Origin of the sequence: Shuttleworthella sp. MSX8B, from assembly GCF_000524295.1 — a bacterium.
Classification (GTDB): Bacteria; Bacillota; Clostridia; order Lachnospirales; family Lachnospiraceae; genus Shuttleworthia; species Shuttleworthia satelles.
Genome location: NZ_JAQT01000009.1, coordinates 121915 through 146639 on the forward strand (window position 1 = coordinate 121915; position 24725 = coordinate 146639).

The 24725-nt window shown below is 53.4% G+C and carries 23 protein-coding genes; all 23 read right to left on the bottom strand.

Going from position 1 to position 24725, the window contains the following annotated elements:
- Nucleotides 1-33: 33 nt before the first annotated feature.
- Nucleotides 34-2277 carry a DNA gyrase/topoisomerase IV subunit A gene (locus HMPREF1508_RS01800; protein ID WP_044958862.1) on the bottom strand — a complete coding sequence of 748 codons (2244 nt, stop codon included), beginning with the start codon at nt 2275-2277 and terminating at the stop codon, nt 34-36.
- 10 nt (nt 2278-2287) lie between these two features.
- Nucleotides 2288-4210 carry a DNA gyrase/topoisomerase IV subunit B gene (locus tag HMPREF1508_RS01805; protein WP_044958865.1) on the bottom strand — a complete coding sequence of 641 codons (1923 nt, stop codon included), beginning with the start codon at nt 4208-4210 and terminating at the stop codon, nt 2288-2290.
- A gap of 11 nt (nt 4211-4221) precedes the next feature.
- Nucleotides 4222-4659 (bottom strand): dUTP diphosphatase, encoded by a 438-nt coding sequence (dut, locus tag HMPREF1508_RS01810; protein ID WP_006906118.1) that lies wholly within the window; start codon nt 4657-4659, stop codon nt 4222-4224.
- 23 nt (nt 4660-4682) lie between these two features.
- Nucleotides 4683-5690 carry an NAD(P)H-dependent glycerol-3-phosphate dehydrogenase gene (locus tag HMPREF1508_RS01815; protein ID WP_044958867.1) on the bottom strand — a complete coding sequence of 336 codons (1008 nt, stop codon included), beginning with the start codon at nt 5688-5690 and terminating at the stop codon, nt 4683-4685.
- 2 nt (nt 5691-5692) lie between these two features.
- Nucleotides 5693-6358, bottom strand: a complete 666-nt coding sequence (gene plsY / locus HMPREF1508_RS01820; RefSeq protein ID WP_044958869.1) for a glycerol-3-phosphate 1-O-acyltransferase PlsY — start codon at nt 6356-6358, stop codon at nt 5693-5695.
- Nucleotides 6355-7680: a ribosome biogenesis GTPase Der gene (der, locus tag HMPREF1508_RS01825; protein WP_044958871.1), complete on the bottom strand. Its 1326-nt coding sequence runs from the start codon at nt 7678-7680 to the stop codon at nt 6355-6357. Before der ends, plsY begins: the two co-directional genes overlap by 4 nt.
- Nucleotides 7681-7697: 17 nt before the next feature.
- Complete coding sequence (locus tag HMPREF1508_RS01830) at nt 7698-9047, bottom strand: DUF512 domain-containing protein (RefSeq protein ID WP_084640184.1); 1350 nt, start codon at nt 9045-9047, stop codon at nt 7698-7700.
- A gap of 18 nt (nt 9048-9065) precedes the next feature.
- Nucleotides 9066-9956 carry a peptidoglycan editing factor PgeF gene (pgeF, locus tag HMPREF1508_RS01835; RefSeq protein WP_242834479.1) on the bottom strand — a complete coding sequence of 297 codons (891 nt, stop codon included), beginning with the start codon at nt 9954-9956 and terminating at the stop codon, nt 9066-9068.
- Nucleotides 9957-10034: 78 nt separating this feature from the next.
- The gene (locus tag HMPREF1508_RS01840) at nt 10035-10385 is read right to left on the bottom strand and encodes a YraN family protein (protein ID WP_044958874.1); all 351 of its coding nucleotides are present in this window, start codon (nt 10383-10385) and stop codon (nt 10035-10037) included.
- A gap of 18 nt (nt 10386-10403) precedes the next feature.
- Nucleotides 10404-11186, bottom strand: coding sequence for a ribonuclease HII (locus HMPREF1508_RS01845; protein ID WP_044958875.1), 783 nt, complete (start codon nt 11184-11186; stop codon nt 10404-10406).
- Between the two features lie 8 nt (nt 11187-11194).
- Nucleotides 11195-11779 carry a signal peptidase I gene (gene lepB / locus HMPREF1508_RS01850; RefSeq protein WP_044958877.1) on the bottom strand — a complete coding sequence of 195 codons (585 nt, stop codon included), beginning with the start codon at nt 11777-11779 and terminating at the stop codon, nt 11195-11197.
- 37 nt (nt 11780-11816) lie between these two features.
- On the bottom strand, nt 11817-12662 hold the full coding sequence (gene ylqF, locus HMPREF1508_RS01855; protein ID WP_044958879.1) for a ribosome biogenesis GTPase YlqF: 846 nt from the start codon (nt 12660-12662) through the stop codon (nt 11817-11819).
- Nucleotides 12663-12673: 11 nt separating this feature from the next.
- Entirely contained in the window at nt 12674-13327 is a 654-nt protein-coding gene (gene lepB / locus HMPREF1508_RS01860) for a signal peptidase I (protein WP_049906832.1), read from the bottom strand.
- 226 nt (nt 13328-13553) lie between these two features.
- Complete coding sequence (rplS, locus tag HMPREF1508_RS01865) at nt 13554-13907, bottom strand: 50S ribosomal protein L19 (protein WP_044958880.1); 354 nt, start codon at nt 13905-13907, stop codon at nt 13554-13556.
- 194 nt (nt 13908-14101) lie between these two features.
- Nucleotides 14102-14803 (bottom strand): ferric reductase-like transmembrane domain-containing protein, encoded by a 702-nt coding sequence (locus HMPREF1508_RS01870; RefSeq protein WP_044958881.1) that lies wholly within the window; start codon nt 14801-14803, stop codon nt 14102-14104.
- 9 nt (nt 14804-14812) lie between these two features.
- Nucleotides 14813-18556 (bottom strand): FMN-binding protein, encoded by a 3744-nt coding sequence (locus HMPREF1508_RS01875; RefSeq protein WP_044958882.1) that lies wholly within the window; start codon nt 18554-18556, stop codon nt 14813-14815.
- 163 nt (nt 18557-18719) lie between these two features.
- Nucleotides 18720-20015, bottom strand: coding sequence for a tRNA (guanosine(37)-N1)-methyltransferase TrmD (trmD, locus tag HMPREF1508_RS10690; protein ID WP_084640188.1), 1296 nt, complete (start codon nt 20013-20015; stop codon nt 18720-18722).
- A 14-nt stretch (nt 20016-20029) separates the two neighbouring features.
- Nucleotides 20030-20548 carry a ribosome maturation factor RimM gene (gene rimM, locus HMPREF1508_RS01885; RefSeq protein WP_044958883.1) on the bottom strand — a complete coding sequence of 173 codons (519 nt, stop codon included), beginning with the start codon at nt 20546-20548 and terminating at the stop codon, nt 20030-20032.
- Nucleotides 20549-20674: 126 nt separating this feature from the next.
- Nucleotides 20675-20905, bottom strand: a complete 231-nt coding sequence (locus HMPREF1508_RS01890) for a KH domain-containing protein (RefSeq protein ID WP_044958946.1) — start codon at nt 20903-20905, stop codon at nt 20675-20677.
- Nucleotides 20906-20941: 36 nt separating this feature from the next.
- On the bottom strand, nt 20942-21187 hold the full coding sequence (rpsP, locus tag HMPREF1508_RS01895; protein ID WP_044958884.1) for a 30S ribosomal protein S16: 246 nt from the start codon (nt 21185-21187) through the stop codon (nt 20942-20944).
- Nucleotides 21188-21262: 75 nt separating this feature from the next.
- Nucleotides 21263-22618: a signal recognition particle protein gene (gene ffh, locus HMPREF1508_RS01900; RefSeq protein ID WP_044958885.1), complete on the bottom strand. Its 1356-nt coding sequence runs from the start codon at nt 22616-22618 to the stop codon at nt 21263-21265.
- A complete protein-coding gene (gene ylxM / locus HMPREF1508_RS01905) occupies nt 22618-22956 on the bottom strand; it encodes a YlxM family DNA-binding protein (protein ID WP_006906098.1) in 339 nt (112 codons plus the stop codon). The genes ffh and ylxM overlap by 1 nt, the downstream gene beginning before the upstream one ends.
- Before the next feature lie 93 nt (nt 22957-23049).
- A complete protein-coding gene (gene ilvA / locus HMPREF1508_RS01910) occupies nt 23050-24261 on the bottom strand; it encodes a threonine ammonia-lyase (RefSeq protein ID WP_006906097.1) in 1212 nt (403 codons plus the stop codon).
- Nucleotides 24262-24725: the final 464 nt, after the last annotated feature.

Sequence of the window (24725 nt, forward strand, 5' to 3'; positions counted from 1 at the left end):
CTTCTTGCTTCCGTCAAAAACAGGGCCCGATCCTCAGCGCTTGACCCCCTTTGTCGCCCGACTTCCGATATGAAGCCGGTTGAGAACCACCTTCTTATTGTGCAGAGAGGTCAATCCACCCTCCTGATCCGTCAGAAGATACATCTGGCTGACCCGGTCGGCCCGGCCCAGCTTGATTCCGATCACCCCGACAGCCGCCTTCTTCTTCTCCGGAATATCAGAAACCGGAATGCGGAGGAAGTAGCCGGACTTGGTCTCCATAACCAGCGTCTCCGCGCCCCGGATCGTCCCGACGGCCACGAGCTCATCTCCCTGCCCCAGTTTGCTCGCGATGGAGCTGTAGCGGGAGACGTCGAATTCTGCCCCGTCCACCTGCTTGATATAACCTGCCCTGGTCCCAAAGAAGACCTTGCTCTCCTTGACCGCGCCAAGCGCCTCCGCGAAAAGGATCCTTTCCCTGGCGGAGTCAAATTTGGACAAATTATCAATGGGAGTTCCCTTATCCCGGAATTTTCCCCCGGGCATATCCAAGACCTTGATCAGGTGCAGCTGTCCGGTCGAGCTGAACACTGCCAGCCGGTCCAGATTGGAGCAGTGAATCACATACTTGTTCTCCTTGTCCGCGGCCTCCTGATTGCGGTCATAGACAGACAGGTCAATCGCCTTGACATAGCCGAAGCGATCCATAAGAACGACCATCTCCTGCTCCTCAATGGGCTTTTCCTCAATGACGGCCTCAGCCACATTGTCAATCAGCGTTCTTCTCTTTCGGGCGAAGGTCTTCTTGATCTCCTTGAGATCTCTGATAATCACCCTGGCCATTGAAGCCCTGTGCTCCAGAATATCCATGTCCTCCTGGATATTTTGCATGGTTTTCTCATAATCGGCTCTTAACTGCTCGATCTCAAGGCCGATCAGACGATACATCCGCATCTGAAGAATAGCGTCCGCCTGCCGCTGGGTGAAGTGCAAAAGCCTGGCGTCCTTCTCTGACTGCTCGCTCTTAAAACGGATTCCCTCCGTGATACCGTCTACCAGACAGGCCCTGGCCATCTTGACGCTCCTGGACCCGCGCAGGATCTCGATGATCAGATCGATGACGTCAACCGCCTTGATCAGGCCCTCCTGGATTTCCTTCTTCTCCTTCTCCTTCTTGAGCAGGTTTGTGTACTTTCGGGTGGCAAGCTCATATTGAAAGTTCACATGATGACGGATGATGGGGACAATTCCCATCGTCTCCGGCTTCCCCTCGGCAACAGCCAGCATATTGACGCCGAAGGTATCCTCCAGACGTGTTTTCCTGTAGAGAAGATTCAGGACATTCTGCGCGTCCGCTCCCCGCTTTAATTCGATGACAATGCGGATCCCGTCCTTGGAGGACATATTGGAAATGTCGACAATATCAGACGTTTTCTTGGACTCGACCAGGGCATAGGTGTCATTTAAAAACTTGCCGATATTCGCCCCGATCATGGTGTAGGGAATTTCAGAGACAACAATCGCCTCTCTTCCCCCCTTGATCTTCTCAATCGAGGCCTTCCCCCGGATCTTGATCTTGCCTGCGCCGGTCGAGTAAATCGCCAGCAGCTCATCCCTGTTGGTCACAATGCCGCCGGTCGGAAAATCCGGGCCCGGAATATATTCCATCATCTGTCTGGTGTTGATCTCCGGGTTTTTCATGTAGGCGATGACGCCGTCGATCACCTCTCCCAGATTGTGCTGGGGAATGGATGTCGCCATCCCGACCGCGATTCCGTCCGCCCCGTTGACCAAGAGGTTGGGGATCCGAACCGGCAGAACCTCCGGCTCCTTTTCCGTCTCGTCAAAGTTGGGGATGAAGTCCACCAGGTCCTTGTCCAGGTCTGCTAAGTATGCCTCCTGGGCAATCTGAGACAGGCGGGCCTCCGTGTATCGCATGGCAGCCGCTCCGTCTCCCTCAATCGACCCGAAATTGCCGTGGCCGTCCACCAGAGGGACTGACTTTTTGAAATCCTGGGACATGACCACTAGGGCGTCATAAATCGAGGCGTCTCCATGAGGATGATATTTACCCATGGTGTCACCCACGATACGAGCAGACTTGCGGTAGGGCTTATCGTAGCGAATCCCCAATTCATGCATATCATAGAGGGTGCGCCTCTGGACGGGCTTTAAACCGTCTCTGACATCCGGCAGGGCTCTGGCCACAATGACCGACATGGCATAGTCGATATAGGACTTCTGCATGACATCCGAGTACTCGGTCTCAATAATCTCTTCTCTTATTTTCTCAGTCATTTACAGTCCCTCATACATCCAGATCAGCGTCATTGGCATTCTCGTAGATAAAATCGCGGCGGGGACCGACTTCATTGCCCATAAGCATCTCCGTGACGTCGGAGGCCATGCGTCCGTCCTCAATTCCGACCCTGCGAAGCCGCCGGGTCTTGGGATTCATGGTCGTCTCATAAAGCTGCGCGGCGTCCATCTCTCCCAGGCCCTTGTAGCGCTGGAGCGTAAAGGCTCCGGTCTGTCTTTTTCGGTATTTCTCCAGGGCAGCGTCATCGTAGAGATACTCCTCTTCTCCCTTCGCGGGCATGGCCTTATAGAGGGGAGGCATGGCCAGGTAGACATGGCCCTCATAGATCAGCTCCGGCATAAAGCGATAAAAGAGGGTCAAAAGCAGGGTGTCAATATGGGCTCCGTCAACATCGGCGTCCGTCATGACAATAATCTTGTCATAGCGGAGCTTTTTGATGTCGAAGTCATTGCCAAAGCCCTCGGAAAATCCGCAGCCGAAGGCATTGATCATAGTCTTGATCTCCGCGTTTGCCAAAACCTTGTCGATGGAAGCCTTCTCCACGTTCAAGATCTTGCCCCTGATGGGCATGATGGCCTGATAGAGACGATTTCTCGCCATCTTGGCAGACCCGCCCGCGGAGTCTCCCTCCACAATAAAGATCTCGCATTTGGAGGCGTCCCTGGACTCACAGTTGGCCAGCTTCCCATTCTGGTCAAAAGAGAACTTCTGCTTTGTCAGAAGATTGGTCTTGGTCCGCTCCTCTGTTCTTCGGATTTTGGCCGCCTTCTCGGCGCAGGAAATGACTGTCTTTAAGGTCTCTAAGTTCCGGTCGAAATAGAGAACGATCTCATCTCCGGTCACCTTGGCTGTGGCCTTGGAGGCGTCCTTATTGTCCAGCTTGGTCTTGGTCTGCCCCTCAAAACGGGGATCCGGATGCTTAATGGAGATGACGGCCGTCATGCCGTTTCTCACATCCGTTCCGGTAAAGTTGGCGTCCTTATCCTTCAGGATCCCTAACTCTCTGGCATAGGAATTGATCACCGTCGTGAACTGAGTCTTAAAGCCCGTGATGTGCTCTCCGCCCTCAGCGTTATAGATGTTGTTGCAGAAGCCCAGAATATTCTCGTGAAATTCATTGACATACTGAAAGGCAGCTTCCACCTGAATCCCCTCAAACTCTCCCTTGTAGTAGATGACATCGGTCAGCCCTTCCGCCTTCTTGTTGAGCTCCCTCACAAATCCCCGAATCCCCTCTTTCTCATGGAAAACCAGATGCTCCGCCGTCTCCTGCCGCAGGTCATCATAGATAATGGTCAGCCTGGGATTTAAGTAGGCGGTCTCATGCAGACGGGACTTGACATCCTTCTCTGAAAAACGGGTCTTTTCAAAGATCTGCGGGTCGGGCAGAAAGGTGATCTTGGTTCCGGTCTCTTTTGTCTTTCCGATGACGGGCAAAAGCCCCTTGACCAGCTTCTCCGTGGGCTTTCCCATGGCGTAGTGATCGTGATGAATCTCCCCGTCTCTCCTGATCTCAATGTCCATATAGCTTGAGAGGGCATTGACCACGGAGGAGCCCACACCGTGCAGGCCCCCGGACGTCTTATAGGCTTCATTGTCGAACTTGCCTCCGGCGTGCAGGGTGGAAAAAACGAGGCGGGCCGCGGAGACGCCCTTAGCATGCATGCCCACAGGAATTCCCCTTCCGTCATCCTCAACCGTGCAGGAGCCGTCCGGATTCAGGCTGACATGGATGGTATCGCAGTCACCGGCCAGGTGCTCGTCGACGGAATTATCGACAATTTCATAGATCAGATGATTGAGCCCCTTGGTCGATGTTGACCCGATATACATGCCGGGGCGCATGCGAACGGCGTCCAGCCCCTCCAGAACATGGATGCTGCTCTCGTCGTAGCTCTTCTTCTTCGCCATAGATCACTCCTTTAAAGCTTTCCGGTAGAGCCGAATCCGCCGCCTCCGCGTTCGGTTGCGTCCAGATCCTCTACGGTTTCAAACTCGACGGGCAAAAAAGCCTGTACTACCATTTGAGCGATTTTCTGGCCGGGCAGGATCGTTCTGCTCTCCTTTGAATCATTGTGCAGAGCGACCTTGATCTCTCCCCTGTAATCAGAGTCCACGACACCGGTGCAGTTGGCCGGACGCAGTCCCTCTTTCGCGGAGAGACCCGAGCGGGCATAAATCCCCCCGAAATAGCCCTCCGGAATGGCGCAGGCAATGCCGGTCCCGACCATTTTTGTCTCCTGAGGCAGAATCGTCACCGCCTCGGAAAGATCCGCAAACAAATCGTATCCCGCCGCCTGCAGACTCCCTCTGACAGGGATTTGGGCGCTTTCTGTCATTTTTCTCAGTGCAATTTTCATCTCATCCTCCCCACACAGATCTTCTACCAGGAACAGTGGTCCAACTCCGCCTTCTTCTCTCTTCCCATCAGTTCAAGAACCGCCTTCCTGACATCCATTTGCTCAAAGAGAACCCGGTTGACCTGCTCAATAATCGGAAGATCCACCCCGTATCTCTGGCCTAAGGCCCTGGCCGCCTTGGCGGAGTAGACTCCCTCGACCACCATTTTCACCTTGTCCATGGCCTCCTGCGCGGAATCGCCCTGTCCGATATAATAGCCCGCCATACGATTTCTGCTGTGCATGGACTGGCAGGTGACAATCAGGTCGCCGATGCCGGAGAGTCCGGCCAGGGTATCCTCTTTGGCTCCCATCGCGACCGCGAGGCGGGTGATCTCCTTGATGCCTCTGGTAATCAGAGCCGCCTTGGTATTGTCCCCATAGCCAAGGCCGTCGGACATCCCTGCCGCAAGAGCGATGACATTCTTGAGAGAGCCGCCGATTTCCACCCCAAGCAGGTCCGGGCTGATATAGACCCGGAAGTTGGCGTTCATAAAAAGCTCCTGAGTCAGAAGGGCCAGATCATGACTCTTCGAGGCCGCGACTACCAGGGTCGGAATCCTCCTGACAACCTCTTCCGCATGGGATGGTCCTGACAAGGCGGCGGTGAGGGCTCCTTTCAGAACGTCCTCGAGGATTTGGGTTTGACTGTAAAGGGTCCCCTCTTCAATCCCCTTTGAGACGGAGACGATCTTCTGATCCTCCGGGATCAGGTCCTTTATTTTTTTTGCCGTTTCTCTGGTCGCTTTTGATGGAACCGCAAAGACGAGGAGATCCTGATTTTTGACAGCCTCCTTCAGCTGGCTGCTGTAGCGGATCTCACGGGGCAAGACCACTCCGGGCAGCTTACTCTCATTGGCAGAGGTCCGCTGCATCGCAAGAACCTCTTCCGCCCGATGGGACCAGAGGGTCACCGTATGTCCGTTTCCGACAAGAAGGACGGCCAAGGCCGTCCCCCAGGAACCAGCTCCGAGAATGCAAATCCGAGCCATATTCACTCCTTCTTATGCAGGGAGATGGGATTCTCCTCTCCTGCCAAAAGCCGCTTGATGTTGCTGCGATGGCGAATCAAGATGAAAAGCAGGACAAGCCCGCTGACCAGATATGCCCAAGAGAGCTGATTCTGATAAAACATCAGATGACCGGTCGATCCGAGAACCAGCACCTGAACAAAAAAGATGAAGGCCGCCAGCATCGATCCCAGAGAGACAAAGCGGGTTTTGATCACCGCCGCGAAAAAAACAATGGCGATCAGGGGAAAGGTCTGCGGAAAACAGGCTAAAATCAAGCCGAGGGAGGTCGCCGCCCCCTTGCCGCCCTGAAAGCGCATATAAATTGGATAATCGTGTCCCATAACGGCCCCGAAGGCCGCCAGCAGAGCGAGAACATGGATCAGTTCTTTCGCGTAAAGGGGATTTCCTCCATAGATCAGATGTATGACAGCGACAGCAATCATGGATTTTAAGACATCCAGGATCAGAGTGACAAGGGCCGCTCTCGGCCCCAAAATGCGCAGGGCGTTGGTCGTTCCGATATTGCCGCTGCCCTCTTTTCTTAAGTCTACGTGAGCGTGCTTTCCCAGGAGAAAACCGGAGAGAAAATTCCCGCAGAAATATCCGATCCCCAGGGAAACCAGGACTGCAATTACAAATGGACTCATGACTTGTCATCCCTCTGTCTGGTGATCATGCGCAGGGGCGTTCCCTCAAATCCGAAATTCTGACGGATCTGATTCTCCAGATATCTGACATAGGAGAAATGCATGAGCTTCTTGTCATTTACAAACACAACAAACGTGGGCGGTTTGACGGCTACCTGGGTCACATAGAAGATCTTCAGGCGCTTTCCCTTGTCTGTGGGAGGCTGCTGCATGGCGACAGCCTCTGCGACGATCTCATTGAGAACGCCTGTCCCCACCCGCATGGTAGAGGCGGCAATCACCTGATCAATGGCTTCATAGAGCTGCCCCAGTCTCTGCCCGGTCAGGGCGGAAATAAAGATAATTCTGGCGTAGAGCATAAAAGACAGGGTCTTGTGAATCCTGTCAATCTGGTCAGACATGGTGTGATTATCCTTCTCAACCGCGTCCCATTTATTGACGGCGATGATCACGGCCTTGCCTCCCTCGTGCGCGATTCCGGCGATCTTGGCGTCCTGCTCAGAGACTCCCTCCGCCCCGTCGATCACAAGGACCACTACATCGGCCTTCTCCACTGCGGCGACCGCGCGAACAATGGAGTAGCGCTCAATGTCCCCCTGAATTCTGGATTTTCTTCTGAGTCCGGCGGTATCGACGAAGATATAGTCCTTTTTGTTGAACCTGACCCTGGTATCCACCGCGTCACGGGTCGTGCCCGCGATATCGGAGACGATCAGTCTCTGCTTGCCGCAGAGCCTGTTGATCAGAGAGGACTTGCCCACATTCGGCTTTCCAATGACGGCAATCCGCGGCGTGTCATCCTCCTGGTCCAGGATATCGGACTCCGGGAAATGCGCGATCACAGCATCGAGCATATCTCCAAAGCCCAGCTTGCCCGCAGCGGAAATCGGATGGGGATCCCCGATCCCAAGATTGTAGAACTCGTAGCTGTCCATCACATGCTTGTCGAAGTCGTCGACCTTGTTGACAACTAGGACAATCGGTTTTTTAGAGCGGCGGAGCATATCGGCCACCTTGGCGTCCGCGTCCACCAGCCCCTGGCGGACATCCGTCATGAAAATAATAACATCCGCCGTATCGATGGCAATCTGAGCCTGTTCTCTCATCTGGCTCAAGATAATATCCGAGGAATCCGGCTCAATTCCCCCGGTGTCGATCATTGTAAACTCATGATCAAGCCAGCTGACATCCGCATAGATACGATCTCTGGTCACCCCCGGCGTATCCTCGACGATGGATATGCGCTCGCCTGCCAGGGCATTGAACAGGGTTGATTTTCCTACATTTGGGCGTCCGACCACGGCCACAACCGCCTTGCTCATATGCTCCTCTTTCCCGCTTAACGTATATGATTCCTGCGGGACTTAAGAATTGCCTCCAGCAGGTCATCTCCGCCCGATTCTACAATATCGACCGGTACTTGTAAAGTTTGCTCCACTTCCTCTACTGTCACATCATCTAGAAATACATTCTCTCCGGAGCGCAACATATTGCATGGAAGGAGGAGTCTTTCTCCCAATTTCTGACCGGCCAGCTGGCTGATCAAGTCACCTCCTGTGATCAGTCCCGACACAGTAATCCGCTCCCCGTAAAAATGATTGTGAATGGTGTAGACCCTGACCTTAATTCCGGGAAATCTTGCCTGGGCCTGATCGCAGAGCGCGCGAATAAAGGGGGCGGCTAAAAGCCCTGTCGCGATGGACAGCTCCTGCTCCTTTTTCACCTCCTCATCCGCGTCCAGCTCCCGCAGAGCCGCCCGAAATTCCTCCATCAAAAGGCGAAGCATCCCCACGCCATTCTCCAGCTGGGTGTATCCGTCATAGACCTCCTCCGGGGGAATTTCCTCCTCAGCCAGAAGGTAAAACTCATCTCCGGCCTGGACGAAGGGATGACCAAATCGTTCCATGGAAAAGGCCTGCCATCTGCGAATCTGCTCGACAACCTCCCTCGCGTCCTCCTTCTTGAAGGGCTTCAGGGGATAGAGGCCCTGGCGAAATCTTGTCAGGCCGACGGGGACGACGGAGAGCGTCCCCATATAGGGATAGAAGGACAACAGGTCCTTTATGGTCCGGTCCAGATGCTCTTTGTCATTTAAGCCCTTACATAAGACCACCTGCCCGTTCATGGAAATTTCCGCGTCATAGAGCTTTTTGAGCTTGTCCATGAGCTGACCGGCAAAACGGTTGTGGAGCATTTTCTCCCGGAGCAGGGGCTCTGTGGCCTGGACAGAAACATTGATTGGTTCCATGCGATAGGCGATCAGACGATCGATCTCCTCTTCCTTCATATTGGTCAGAGTGACATAGTTGCCCTGCAGAAATGAGAGGCGGGTGTCGTCGTCCTTGAAGTAGATGGTCTTTCGCATCCCCGGCGGGTTCTGGTCAATAAAGCAAAAGAGGCATGCGTTGGAGCAGGATCGGTAGTCGTCTAAGAGGCCGTTGACAAAGGTGACGCCTAAGTCCTCGCCCTCATCCTTCTCTATTTCCACGAGATGCTCAAGTCCCTGGGCGTCCCGGATCAAAAGGGTCGGATCCTCCTCGTCCGAGTAGTAATGATAATCAAAAATATCGGCCAGCCTGTGTCCGTTGATGGAGACGATCACGTCTCCTGCCTCTAAGCCCGCGTCATAGGCAGCCGAACCCGGTCTGACATATTCAATTGTATGGGACGCGCTGGATTCCATACCCATCTTCCCGGCTCCTTATCTTCATCTGTCAATCACACGCGGGGTAATCATAAGAAAAGCCCCAAGATTTCCCCTTCGCCCATGGGAAGCCCGGTGGGAAAAGAGCTTATCTGAATTACAGCAGGTGCAGAGATTGCTGACAATGATCCGGTCAGAGGAGAGACCCGCGTCTGAAAACACGCGTCGGTTGCACTCCCAGAGGTCCAGCTGCCCATGCTCTTGATCCGTAAAATCCGCAACACCAGGACCGAATTCCTCTGTAAAGCTCTCCGCCAAATCGCGGCTGACCTCATAGCAATCGCGGCAGATCGAGGGGCCGATCGCGGCCAGCATATCCTGGGGCCTGCTCCCATAGGCCTCTCCCATGGCCCTGACGGTCTTGGCCCCCATACGTCCAAGGGTCCCCCTCCAGCCCGAGTGGGACAGGCCGATCGCCCTGTGCACGGGATCGATCAGATAGAGAGGGACGCAGTCGGCGTAGAAGGTCGCCAAAAGCAGACCTGGCACGTCCGTGATCAGGCCGTCCGTATCCCTGTAGTCCCTCTTTCTTGTGATTCCCTTGCCCGCGTCCTCAGCCGTCACCAGGCGGACATTGGTCGTGTGGGTCTGGTCAGAAGTCACAATGTGCGCCAGGTCCGTTCCCATAGCCCTGGCCACCCGTCGATAGTTCTCTGTCACAGCCTTTGGATCATCTCCCCTGGTGTAGGAGAGATTGAGACTCTGAAAAATCCCCCGGCTGACACCCCCGGCGCGGGTGGTAAAGCAGTGACGAATCCAGGCCTCCCTCGACAGACGCTCAAACGCAAGCAGGGGCAATCCATCCAATTCGTCCGCCTTTCTCTTTGCATTCTCTCTTCCCGAACCCTTTTGTTCATATGTGCGCAGGGAAAAGACGCTCTCTTTATTTTTCAATACAAAATTCTTCAGCTCAAAGGATGAATCCGATACGCTTGACGTCAAATTCTCACCTCTTATTCCATCAGATACCTGTCAGAAGGCCCCCCGGTAATGCCGGATCTCTTCTCCCTCGATCGCGACCAGATCAAAGCGGACAGGTGTCGTCTGGCAGATCCCGTGCGTCAGGCAGTAATAGTCAGCCACCTTGCGAATTGTCCTCATCTTGGACGGACCAACTGCCTCCTCCGGGAGGCCGAAGCGGCGGCTGCGTCGATATTTGACCTCGACAAAGACCAGACAGGGCCCCTCTCTTGCGACCAGGTCGATCTCTCCCAGGCGGCAGGAAAAGTTGAATTCAACAAGGGTCAAACCCTGCCCGGTCAGATAGTCGCCTGCCCTGCGCTCATAGAAGCTCCCCTCTTTTCTTCGATTGACACTCCCCATAGTATTCCCTGTTCCCCATCAGACAGACTGCGAGCCTGTGAAATGTCCGATAAAGGACCTTCGATGAATCGGAGTGGGACCCATCTTTCTTAAGGCCCTGATGTGATCCGCCGTTCCATATCCCTTGTTCTTGGCAAAGCCATAGCCCGGATAGGACTTGTCGTAATCTTCCATCATATGATCCCGGGTCACCTTGGCGACAATGGAAGCCGCGCCGATGCTGATCGACCTGGCATCCCCGTGTATGATCGGGATCTGCCTGACCAGAAGCCCCGGCACAGTCACGGCGTCATTCAAGACGAGCTCCGGCGCCGGATCCAGCTGACTGACCGCCTCTCGCATGGCCTCATAGGTGGCCTGGAGGACATTGATCTGATCGATCCTCTCGGGTGAATTCATCCCGATGCCGACCGCGAGAGCCTCCTCCATAATCTGTCTGTAGAGCTCCTCTCTCTTTTTGGGGGAGACCTTCTTGGAGTCATTGATTCCGAGGATTCGATGCCCCCTGGGAAGAATCACGGCTGCCGTCACAAGAGGTCCCGCCAGAGGTCCACGTCCCACCTCGTCCATTCCCGCGACATACTGACAGCTTTGCCAGGCCTCTCTCTCAAAGACCATGAGTTCATCGATGCGGGCTTCTTCCCTCCTTCGCCGATCCAGTTTCCTTCGTGCCTGTTCTACGATTGTCTTCACGCCGCTTCTGCCATCAGACGCATACACGTCGATGAAGGTCTTAAGCTTCTCCTCGGGACAGGCCCGCATATGCTCGCGAATCCGCCCGATGGGCTCCTGGTCTGTCATATTGCCTCCTACATACTGTGCCGGACCAGACCGAACTTATTCAGCGGCCAAATTCTGAGAAAGGCCTTGCCGACCATACTCTTTCCACTGATCAGGCCAACCCTCGAATCCCGGCTGTCCATAGAGTTGTTTCGGTTGTCCCCCAGGACAAAGTACTGGTCCTCTCCCAGCTTGATCGGCTCTTGCGCCAGGCCCGGATTGGAAATGACTTCTCTGCCGAAATTCTCCTCTAAGACCTGCCCATTGATGTAGATCTTGCCGGAACTGTCGATCTGCACTGTCTCGCCGGGAAGACCGATCACCCGCTTAATGAAATAGGTGGACGGGTTCTGGGGGTAGGGGAAAACCACGACGTCAAACCGCTTTGGACTTCCCAGGCGGTAGGATATCTTGTCGACAATCAGGTTGTCCCCGTTATCCAGCGTGTTCTCCATAGAAGAACCGTTGACCTCTGTTCTCTGTCCCACGAAAGTCACAATCAAATAGGCGGCCAAAATCACCAGGGCCAGATATAGAATTGTCGATAAGACCTCTCTGACCGGATTCTTCTCCTGTCTCTTCTCGCTTGTCTCCTGTCTCTTCTGCTCTTCCACGTGAACTCCTTATCATCTCTTTGGCAAAATACCGTTCTTACTCCGCCGTCATCTCAATGCTGATCCTGCCCAGCTGTCCCTTGCGGAACTCATCCAGGAACAGATCCGCTGTCTTTCGGTAGTCTATCTCATTTCCCCGCACAAGACAGCCCCTCTTTCGAGCAATTGCCGACAGAATATCGACATCCTCTTTCTCTTCGTCAACGGCATAGCGGTCCGATAGAGCTCCGGGATAAGCCTCTCTGAGAAAATGAATGACTTTTAGGGACAGATCTTCCACCTGCAAAACATGATCAGAGATGGCTCCGATCATGGCCAGATGGGTTCCTGTCTCCTGGTCCTCAAATTTGGGCCAGAGGATCCCCGGGGTATCCAAAAGATCAATATTGTCTCTCAGGTGAATCCACTGTTTTCCCTTGGTGACTCCCGGTTTGTTTCCGGTTCTGGCCGCTGCCCTGCCGGCCAGTGAGTTGATCAGAGTCGACTTGCCGACATTTGGAATACCCGCAATCATAGCTCTGACCGGTCGGTTTTTAATCCCCCGCCGCAGGTCGCGGATCCTCTTCTTTTCTGTCGCGTCCATAATCGCCTTTTGCATGGGCTTGCGCAAAGAAGCTGACCTGGAATCCAGCGCCAGAACCGTCATCCCCTGACGCTCAAAATATTCCTTCCAGCGGGAGGTGGCCTTGGGGTCAGACAGGTCGGCCTTATTGAGCAGGATCATCCGCGCCTTATCTCTGGCCAGTTGATCAATCTCCGGGTTTCTGCTGGCCAGAGGAATACGGGCATCCAGGAGCTCGATCACCAGATCGATCAGCCTGATATCCTCCTGCATCTGTCTTTTTGCCTTGGTCATATGGCCCGGAAACCATTGAATATTCATCTCAACTCCTCTTATGACGCGGGCCCGAAGTGGGACAGGCTGACATCAAACCAAATTTTACCGACAAAGTCCCTCCTGGAGAGCAGACCGATGCTCGCGTAGCGGGAATCCTCACTGTTGTTGAAGTTATCGCCCATCACCAGATATTGATCATCCCCCAGCTGCGTCTTCTCCGCCAAATTTCCGGCGTAACCGATACCACTGAAGCTGACGGTTCCCTGGCGGAAGGCACTGTTGTTGACATAGAGCTTGCCTCCGGAAATATAGACGGTATCGCCGGGTCTGGCAATCAGCCTCTTTACCATATACTGGGCATTTTGCCTGCCGGACGGGCGAAAGACAACCAGATCCCCGGCTCGGGGTTTTCGAATATGATATACCAGGCGATTGACAAGGACCCGATCCCCTGCCCGCAGGGTCGGCTCCATGGAAGAACCGGAAATCGTTATTGTCCTTCCAAACGAAAAAACCAGGAAAAAGGCCAGGAAAATAACCGAGCAGATCTGAGCAGTCCAGATCAGGCGGGCTTTGGTCTCCTCTTTTGATCTGGGTCTTCTTCGCTGTGAAAACGAGAGATTCTTTGTTGTCCGCCGGGTTGATTCCTCACTCTTCTGTAGAAAGATATTCTTGTTCATGTGTCCGGGATTAGGTCGAAATCTGGACATAAGGCGCTCCTTGGTCGAAAAAACTTGCTACTATTTTATCTGATCCCTCCCGGCCCTTCAAGAAAGCAGGTGTGCGCGTCAAAAGAAACAGCAAAAAAACAGTGCGCGCGCGTCAAAGGAAGACGAAAAAAGAGAGCCTCCTCTCATATCCCCGCTCACCCCGTCGAGCGTACAAGGCATATAAGAGTCAGCTCTCCCTTTTTCATGCTTCATTATTCCCGCAGAATCAGCGGATGATCTCCTTGACCTTGGCGGACTTGCCGACACGGTCGCGAAGATAATTGAGCTTGGCGCGGCGAACCTTACCCCGGCGAACCACCTCAACCTTCTCAACCCGGGGGCTGTGCAGGGGCCAGGTCTTCTCAACACCGATCCCGTTGGAGAACTTGCGGACTGTGAATGTCTCACGGTTGCTTCCGCCCTGCTTCTTCAAAACAGTTCCCTCAAAAATCTGGATACGCTCGCGGTTGCCCTCCTTAATCAGGTTATGTACGCGGACCGTATCACCCACGTTAAAGTCCGGGGCCTGATCCTTGAGCTGTTCCTTCTCAATGTTAGCTATTATCTCGTGTGCGTTCATGGGTTTCCTCCACATTCATCTCGATGTTCTTAATGCCGTCCGCAACAGAGGACCATCTCCAAATAAACAACATTGCAACTATAGCACAAGGTCCGATTGCCGGCAAGCTTTTTCGCCGGCAACGAAAGCGGGTATCCGTCACGGCATCCAAAGCGCCGCGTCGAAAGCCAGCGTCTCGCCCTGGATCCGGGCTCTTACGCCAGGCGCGCCCGCGCCGCACTCTTCTTCTGCATGTGGGCCAGGATGGCTTTCTTGAGACGCAGAACGACATAGGCGACATAAATTACCGTGTAGACGATGATCGAAAGCCGGTTCTTCTCCGGCGCCATGGAGAAAAGAACCATAACATGCACGTAGAGGAGGATGTAGAAGGGGTAGGCCAGCCTCTGGAGATTCTTCCAGGATTTTCCCTTCATTCTTCTTCGCACCGCCCCGAAGGATGTCACAAAAAGGGGAATCATCATCGCGATCAGCGTCATGCTGATCAGAGCCGCGATTCTGGTCTGAACTGGCATGAAAGCGTCCCTGTCAAAGAAAGCGACAAAATAGTGAATTCCAAAGAGAATGTTGTGGGTCAGAGCCATCAGGCAAGCCACAATGGACATCTCTCCCCGAATCCGCATATATCGCCTTGTGAGAGCGCTATGCTTTCTGATGACGCCCAGATACATGACGATGATAAAGGTCGCCGTTGCCATGACCCCTCTGTGAAAGAGGTCCGTGACAAATTTCAGCCCCGCCGGCATGACCTGATCATATCCTCTGCTGTAGATCACGACCATGAGAAGGACAAGAGCGTAAAAGCAGAGATAGAATCCTCTGCTGTATTTTTTCATTAGATCCGCTGCCGCGCCGTAAAAGACAAGCGCGATCAGCAAGCCTGCAATCAAATTCATAGATCTCTCCTACTCTACTCTGATCCCTATGCTCTTGCTGGAAACCCCGGTCACATAAGTGGAATGAAAGCGCAGCTTGACCACCGTGTAGCCGGCCCTGGTCATATCCGGGCTCCCGACGATCTCCATGCGAACAGACCCGTCGTCGGGCAGATTTTTAATCATGGCCTTATAGTCGTCTTCTGTCGGAGCCGGGTCGCCAACCTTCCTGTTAATAATCAGAGAGCCCTTAAATTGAGCTGTGAACTCATTTGCATAGTGATCGCCCTCATCATTGTCATTGATTCCGTCCCGGTCACGATCCTGGTAGACGCCCAGGCTTGTACTCATGACAATCTTCTTGCCGGCCTTTTTTCCATAGAGCTTAACCGGATAGGTCCGGTAGAAGCTCCCGTCAAAATCCGCGTCGGGAATGTCGATCTTACCTGTGACGCTTCCATTGGAAAGAGACAATCCGCCGGGCAAGCCCTCCGCAGAGATCAGCTTTACCCCGGAGGCGCAGGATACCTTTGTATCAGAGAAAACCTGATGGTTTAAGCTCACCGCCGGGAAATTCACCTGGATATCTCCCGCCTTTGCTTCCTGAGCAGGCCCCTCCGGCTGACTTCCGGCCTTCTCCACAATCAGGGCAACGCTGACCTTAGACAGGCCTGAGACGTACTTTGACTTAAATTGCAGCTTTACAATCTGGTTCCCTGTCACTGACATGTCCGGATGTTTCAGCACTTCAATCGTCACGGAATCGTCGTCCGGTATATTTTTAAAGAGGGCCCGATACTCTTCCATTGTCGGCTCCGGATCCCCTGCTTCTTTATAGATCGCCTTTTCCTGGTAGGTCTGCCCCTTAAAGAGCGGAGTAAACTGGTTCGCGTAGTGCTCGCCCTCATCGTTGTCACTGATGCCGTCCCGATCCTTATCCTGGAAGACAAGAAGCTTCTTTTGAACCGTCAGCTCCTGACCGGCCTTACTTCCAAGAATTGTAAGCGAATACTCTTTGGACATGGAATCGTCGAACTCAGAATCCGCGATGTCAATGGCTCCGCTGATTTTCCCGTCTCGATAGGAAAGTCCTCCCGGAAGACCCCGGACTTGACGGACTAAAACCCCCTCTCCGGTTTTCACAGGAATCCCTTCTACTTTCTGGTGATTGAGATAGCTTGCGGCAAAATCCACCTGAATCTCATCTTCTCCTGTGGGCTGACCGGGATTGGGAGAGGGCTGATCTGCCTTGTCTTCATCCACGGTGATAAAGAGAGCGAAATTGGCGTTCTCATTGTCCTCAAAAGAGGAATCCATGCAGGGCAGGGTCATCTTCTTAAACGCGATTCCCTCATTGGATTCATAGAGATAAATCTGTCCGCTCTTTGCGCGGGTCCTGAAGCGAAGCTTCTTTCCAAGCTCCTGGCTGGAAAGCTTGATCGTCTGCCGCTCAGAGATATTCTCGCTCTTCTCGTCAGACATCTGCGGGTGATCCAGTGTCTTCCAGTCTCCGTCGCCGATCCTGTACTCCATGGACACGATATAGTCCTTGCTGTAAGCTCCAAAGACGATTCCAAGTCTCGCGCTCCGCTTGGACTCCTTATGGGTGATATCCGTAATTAGCGTTCCGTTTTTGACGAACTTGGAAATGTCCATTCCGTCTTTGATCTCCTGGCCGTCCTGTGCCCGAATCTCAAGTCCATACTGTCCGAAGCTGGCATAAGGAACTGAAACCTTACCTCCGTCCTTTTTGGTCAGCTCCACAACAAGTCCGCTCAGGTCCAGCGGTTTCTTCCGATTCTGCTTCAATTCAGACTGCTTATTATAGACATTGATATCCGACGGGGAGACGATAGAAATAGAGACGATCTCATTTCCCGTCTTCGCGTCTGTCTCAGACAGCTCCAGGGCCTGATCGACAGACCTGGCCAGTCCCCCGGCGCTGATGGTGGCCCCTGAAACAGCGTCAAAGACATCTCTCTCCCCCATCTTCTCCTGAAGGAAGGCCTTAATCGCCCTTGATACCTCGCTCGCCTTCTTCGAATCGTTGATTTTAGCGGCATAGTCCTTGCCAATCAGCTTCTCGGCCATTTTCTGAGGATTGTCCGCGGCGAGAATCCGGTCGAGATAGTCGTGGTGCAGCTTCATGACGGCAATGTTGTGCCGGCCCTTCTTCTTGTCCATGAGGAAGGGCACCACCTTGACGGCTCTGGCCCGGTACTCCTCGCCGTCATCCGCGTAGTCCTTGCCCTGTCCGACTTCAATGTCTTTGATTTCGTTGTCCTCGATGGAGACCTGGGTCTTCAGCCTGCCCTTTGAAGTGTTAAAGCCTGCTCCCAGCCCCTGATAGCTTCCCGATTTCAGCTCTCCCTTGCGCAAAAGAGCTGCGATCTTCTTTCTGGTCTTATCCTCGAGGATCTTCCCCTGCTTGGGCGAGGGCTTTGTTGTCCCGCCCATCGGCTGAAAGAAGGAGACCTTCTCTCCTGTGCCCGATTGATTCAACTCGACCGCCTTTGACAGAGCGTCGTTGACCGCGTTGATGATCCCGCGGCTGCTGTATGTCGCCCCGGAAACCGTGTCGATCGAACCGGACTTCTTCCCCTTCATGCTCTCAAGCACGGCAAGTGAGCGCTGAAAGAAGCGGCGCGAATCTGACTGTTCGACCACCTTGATATCCGCCACCTTTCCGTCCTTTACACTGACTTGAACGGTAATCTCGCTCTTGAATCCGTCAGCAGACCCCTGGTAGTCGCCGTCTTTGAGGGTCCATTTCTCTTCAGAATCCCTGCCCGGATCCGGTTTGGAAGGATTCTCCGGCTGACCGGGATCAGGCCTGGAGGGATTGTCTGGCTTAACTTCAGGCGTCGGGATCTGCCCACTTTCTGACTTTTCGGGGTTCTTCACAATCGCCTTGGACAGGGCGTTGTTGACCGCGTCGATGATTCCGCGACTGCTGTAGGTTGCCCCGGAAACCGTATCGACAGATCCGGTCTCTCTTCCCTTCATCCGGCCAATGACAGCCAGAGCCCGATTGAAATAAGAGGGCGTATCTGAATTGCTGAGGACTTCGACATCCGCGATTTTCCCATTCGCGACGGTCACACGCACCGTGATCTTCCCGTCAAAGCCATCTGCGGACCCCTGATAGCTTCCGTCCTTTAGTTTACTGTCCTTGGGCAGAACGGTGGGAGACACGGTCTTCTGCAGGCGATCCAGGCGGGCTTTCCGGGCCTTCTGCTTCTCCTGCGACTGCGCCTTGGCCTGACGCTGATGCTCCTCGATCTTCCCTTCCAGATTCGACTCCTGAGCCACAGACCTGCCATCCGGAAGCGCCTGCTGCAGGGCCCTGAAAACCGCAAGCTTCAGAGCGTCAGAAGAAATGGTGGCTCCGGAGACGGCATCTACGTCCGGACTATTGGTCGCCTTGATCTGCTCTAAGACCTTCTTTGCCCTGGCGAAGTATTCCGGCGACTCATTTTGAGACAGGATCTCGATCTCGGCGATCTTGCCGTCTTTGATGGTTACCGCAACCGTCACCTGACCTCCATAGCCCTGGGCGCTCCCTTCATAGCGGCCATCCTTGTAGCCCTCTTTCTGTGCCTCGGCCATTGCGCCTGACATCTTCCCGGAGTCGGCGAGGGATTCCTGCTGATTCTTCGATTCCTTCGAAGAGCTCTTGTCCCCTCCCTGGCTGATCACAAAAATGATCCCTGCACTGATCGCAATGATCAGGGCAAGGGTCAGAATTGAACTGAAAATGTGCCTGACTTTCATACGTTCCCTTTCTAAGAAATGCTTCCCGCCTGAAGATAGCAGGATATTAGCACTACCTAACATTAGCATTAACTAACTTATCGGGGATCGATAAAAAAGTCAAGTATTCATCCAACAAAACACCAAATCATCAAATTCGACAGCAAATACGATAAGCTAAAAATCACTGCAGAAGCAGCACTGGTCCTTTTGCCGCGTAGATTCCGAACGACTCCAGTTCTCTTACCGGGAATGGATCTTCCTCGTTCAGGTAATATACCGGCCTCAGTCCCTCCATAAGACCTGATGTGATCCCCTCTTCAATAAAGGCGATCATTTCAGGGGACGCCTTGTCCTTTATTTTTTCTCTCAGGGCGCGGATTCGGGCATTCGCCGGCCTCTCCCTGGGCGTGTAGACTAAAAGCCTGGTCCGTCTGACCTCCGTCAAACCAAGCAGCTTTGCCAGCTGCTTCGCCTCATTAATATCATCCGTATCATGCATAACAAAGCGGCGAATCCCCGGTCTGTCCTGTCCGCGGATCAATCCCTGTTTTTTCAAAAAATCAACAGGACTTTCGGCTTCTTTGACAGTGTCCTCTGTAGCAATATCCCTGATAAATGTATCTCCGGTCGGATGCGCAAAATAAGAGGCCTGGTCCCTCCGGTCCCGCATGAGAATCACATTTCTGTCCCAGCAGACTATCTCCCCATATCCAAGCTCCAGCGGATTCAAAAGATCCGCGTATTCTCTCTTGTGCCGCAGGAGGATCTCCTCTAACTGGACCAGTCTGCAGTAATCCCGATAGAGGTCTTCTCTTCTTTCTCGCGTCCTCTGAATCGACTCCTTGATCCGCCAGCTCTTAATTCTGGCGGCGTCTCCGGACAAAAGAACCGATGGGACCGCCTTGTCATGCCAGACCTCAGGCCTGGTGAACTGGGGGTACTCCAGCAACTTTCCATGGAAGGACTCGATCTCGGCGGAGGCGTCATTCCCCAAAACTCCGTCAACCAGACGGGCTATGGTATCGATCATGACCATAGCCGGCAGTTCCCCTCCCGTCAGAACATAGTCGCCGATCGAGACATAGTCTGTGACAATTTCCTCCAGGACCCGCTCGTCGACGCCTTCATAATGTCCGCAGAGGAAAATGAGGTCATCATTTTTAACCAGTTCTTCCGCTATCTCCTGGCAAAACGGCCTTCCCTGCGGTGTCACATAGATCACCCGTTTCTTATGGCCGTCCGGAATCTGAGAGAGCAGGTTCTGATAACACTGATAGACCGGCTCCGCCTGAATCAGCATACCGGCTCCGCCGCCATAGGAATAGTCATCCACCTTGCCATGCCTGTTATCGCTGTAGTCGCGAATGTTGACGCAGTTTAATGAAATCAATTTCTCCCTGAGAGCACGTCCCGTTATGCTGTTTGCCAATCCCTGTGCAATCATTTCAGGGAAAAGAGTCATGACGTGAAATTGCATCTGTTTTCTCCATGTCAAATATCTTCGAGTCCGGGGAGAAGATGAACCAGAATCTCACCCACCTCAAGATCCGTCTTGAGGACGCACTGTCGAATGGCGGGAATCATAAGATCTGACTGCCCCTGGCGTCCAATGACATAGACGTCATTGGCTCCGGTCGTCAGAACATCTTTCAGTATCCCCAGTTCTCTTCCGTCGTCCGCGATAACCTTCAGTCCCAGCAGGTCTGCCACGTAATATTCCCCCTCCTCCAGGGGGAGGGCCTGCTCTCGTGAAATCAGAAGCCGGGCCTGTCTTAAGGGACTGACCTCTTCAATATCATTTTTCTCCGCAAAGCGAAGGATCACCTGCTTCTTGAAATAGCGCACAGAGACAATCGTCAGTTCTTCCAGGCTTCCATCCCGCCCGGCATATACCTTCTGTCCACAGAGATCATCAAAACGGCGGCTCTCCTCTGTGGTCGGATAGACCTTCACCTCTCCCTTGAGACCATGTGTCGATGTGATCACACCAACCTGAAAATAATCCTGCATCCCGACTCCTTCTCCTTTGATACTCCGGTAATTGATGACAAAAATACTCCTCGCCGGCCCGATAAATGAGAAAAAGCAGACAGGCTCCTGGGGAACCTGCCCGCTCTTTTCACTGCGTCATCCGAATCACTCGACGATATCCACAACAACCCTGCAATTCTCACGGGTCGCCGCGGCCTTGACAAGAGACCGAATCGCCTTGGCGATCTTGCCCTGCTTGCCAATAACCTTGCCCATGTCAGAGGAAGCGACCTTGAGTTCTACAATCGTAGTCCTTCCGGCCTTGCGCTCCGACACTTCAACCTGATCCGGATCATCTACCAGTGACTTGGCAATCACTTCGACTAATTCTCTCATCTCAATCACCTCGTGCTTTGCCTGGAACAAAAAGCCTTACTTCTCGATGCCGGCATTCTTTAAAAGGCGAGCAACCGTCTCTGTTGGCTGTGCTCCATTAGCGAGCCACTTCTTCGCGGCCTCTACGTCAACGCTTACCGCTGAGGGATTCTGGTTGGGATCATAGCTGCCAATCTCAGCGATGTTGCGGCCATCGCGAGGAGCGCGAGAATCCGCTACGACAATCCTGTAGAAAGGAGCCTTCTTCTGTCCCATTCTTCTGAGTCTGATTTTTACTGCCATCTTGTTACCTCCGATGATATGTGAATCGTTACTTTATTTGATCGCAGGATCTTTGACCTGCGGATCAAGCTGCTGTTAAAAGGGGAACCCCCCTCTTCTCCTGCCCTTGCCTCCCATGAGACCGGGCATCTTCTTCATCATTTTGCGGGTCTGCTCAAACTGCTTGACAAAGCGGTTGACCTCAGCGATATCAAGACCGGCCCCTCTGGCGATCCGGTGCTTGCGGTGGATATTCATGATTTTGGGGTCTGACCGCTCCTGCGGTGTCATCGAATGAATGATCGCCTCGGTTCTGGCCAGCTTCTTCTCATCGACCGCGCCCTCAATCTGGCTCATCTGTGACTTGGAGACGCCCATCCCAAGTCCAGGCAGCATACCGAGGATGGAGGAAATGCCTCCCATCTTGCGCATTTGCGACAGAGAGGTCAGATAGTCGTTGTAGTCAAACTCCGCCTTCTTAACCTTATCCGTCAGCCTGGCGGCCTCTTCGGCGTCAATCTCCTGCTCCGCCTTCTCGATCAGGGAGAGGACATCGCCCATACCTAAAATTCTGGAGGCCATGCGATCCGGATAGAACTGTTCCAGATCAGACAGCTTCTCGCCCATGCCGACATAGAGAATAGGCTTACCTGTGACGGCGCGGATGGAAAGAGCCGCTCCGCCCCGGCTGTCGCCGTCCAGCTTAGTGAGAATCACTCCGTCAACCCCGACCTTCTGATCGAAGGTCTGAGCTACATTGACCGCATCCTGACCGGTCATGGCATCGACAACCAGGATGGTCTGGGCTACGTCTACCCCGGACTTGATCTCCTCCAGCTCGGCCATCATATCCTCATCAATATGAAGGCGACCGGCCGTATCCAGAATCAGGACATTGTTATTGTTCTTCCTGGCGTGCTCATAAGCGGCTCTGGCAATATCGGAGGGCCGATTCTTGTCTCCCATGGAGAAAAAGGCAACCTGCTGTTTCTCCGCGTTGATGCGCAGCTGATCAATAGCCGCGGGGCGATAGATGTCGCAGGCGACCAAAAGAGGTCTCTTGCCCTTCTGTTTCATCTTGCCGGCCAGTTTGGCCGCAGTCGTCGTCTTACCCGCGCCCTGGAGTCCGATCATCATGATCACAGTGATCTCCTGGCCAGGGCGATAGGCGATCTCCCTTGTCTCGGACCCCATCATCCTGGTGAGTTCCTCATCCACCAGCTTGACAACCTGCTGGGCGGGGTTTAAGCCGTTTAAAATATCGGTTCCGACCGCCCTCTCCTGCACCGCCCTGGTGAAATCCTTGACAACCCTGTAGTTGACATCCGCCTCGAGAAGAGCGATGCGGATCTCCTTGAGGGCGAGCTTGACATCATCCTCCGAGAGACGGCCCTTTCCACGCAGATTGCGAAAGGCATTCTGTAGTTTTTCAGATAAGCTCTCAAAAGCCATTACAATTCCTCCAGAATCCCCCGTGAAATTCTGCGAATTTCTCCCAGGCTATTCTCTGTGACCCTGTCGCCTTCTGTCAGCTTCTGGATTCTCTCAATATCCTCTTTGATTTTCATGAACCTGGCGACCAGATGCAGCGCCTGCTCGTAATTCTCAAGACTTCTGGTGCAGCGGCGAATGATGTCGTAGACTCCCTGTCTTGAGATCCCCTCCTGCTCGGCGATCTCAGAGAGCGACAGATCATCAAAGGCATATGCCTCATAGATCTCTCTCTGATGCGCATTGAGCAGCTGTCCATAGAAATCATACAGGTATCCGCGTATAATTTTCTCTTCCATTCTTTCCACCTGGCTATTTTAGACAAGCCTTCGCATGGTGTCAAGTATAATATCTTTACAGCATGTAATCATTCAACCAAGTCAGTCCGGCTTTCAGAGAACTGTTCTCGTGATCTTGGGGCGATAGCCCGCCTCTTCCAGAGTATCGATGATCTGATTCTTATGCTCTGTTCCGAAGGCCTCCAGCGTAATGGTCAATTCCACTGCCACGCTTCGGTTGGTCGTGATGAACTGGTTGTGATCCAGCTTGATGACATTCCCCTGAACCCCGGCGATGGTCTGCGCCACCTTGGCCAGCTCGCCCGGCTTATCCGGGAGCAGGACGGAGACGGTGAAGATGCGGTCGCGGAAGATCAGACCCTGCTGAACAACCGAAGACATGGTAATCACATCCATATTGCCGCCCGACAAAACGGATACCACATTTTTCCCTTTCACCTTCAGATGGTTCAGGGCTGCCACCGTCAAAAGCCCGGAATTTTCGACAATCATCTTATGATTCTCGACCATATCCAAAAAGGCAACAATCAGCTCATCGTCTTCGACGGTAATAATCTCGTCAATATTCTTCTGCAGATAAGGGAAAATACTGATCCCGGGCTTTTTTACCGCAGTGCCGTCGGCGATCGTATTGGCGCTCGGGAGCATGACCGGCTTCCCCGCCTCAAAAGAGGCCTTCAGACAGGCCGCTCCGACGGGTTCCACAGCGATAATCCTGATCTTGGGATTCAGCAGCTTGGCCAGAGTGGAGACGCCGGTGGCCAACCCGCCTCCTCCTACCGGAACCAGAATATATTCCACCAGGGGCAGCTCCTTGAAGATCTCCATGGCAATGGTTCCCTGTCCCGTTGCAACCGCCAGATCGTCAAAGGGAGGAATAAAGGTATAGCCGTGTTCCTCAGCCAGCTCCAGGGCCCTCGCGTTCGCGTCATCAAAGACATCACCGAAGAGAAGGACCTGTGCCCCGTAGCTCTTTGTCCGATTTACCTTGATCAGAGGCGTCGTTGTCGGCATGACAATTGTCGCCCTAACCCCAAATTTTTTGGCCGCTTTCGCCACCCCCTGGGCATGATTTCCGGCCGAGGCGGTAATCAATCCCCTGTCCCTCTCCTCATCGCTGAGAGTACTGATCTTGTAATATGCCCCCCTCACCTTGTAGGCCCCGGTTACCTGCATGTTTTCGGGCTTGAGATAGACCTTATTGCCGCAGGCATTCGAGAAGAAGTCACTGTAGACCAGCTTGGTGTCATTGGCCACCTGGCTGACGATCTGAGACGCTTCCTCAAAATCCTTTAAATCCAACATTCCAGTTTCCTCCTCTGCTCTTTGCGTTACTCTTTGCGCTTTCTGCGGAAAAATCCAAAGAAAGCGCCTCGCTTCTCTTCTTTTGATTCAGACTCCGTCTCAGTCGCTTCTGCTTCCATTTCAGTTTGATCGGAAGGTTCAGCCTCTCTCTCTGGCGCTTCTGCTTTCTCTTCAGCTTGATTGGAAAGTTCAGCCTCTCCCTCAGACACTTCTATCTTATCTTCTGTTTGATCCGAAATCCCGGTCTCACTCTCAGAAGCTTCTGCTTTCTTTTCAGCTTGATCCAAAAATTCAGCTTCCCTCTCGGGTACTCCCACAGATGCTTCAACTTCCTCTTCAGTTTGATCCGAAAGTTCCGTTTTCCTCTCGGGAGCTTCTGTTTCCTGCTCGACGGAATCTGAAAGCTCTGCCTCCGCCTCAGAGACGGATACTTCACCGGCTCGGGCTTGGCCCTCTGCATCCGC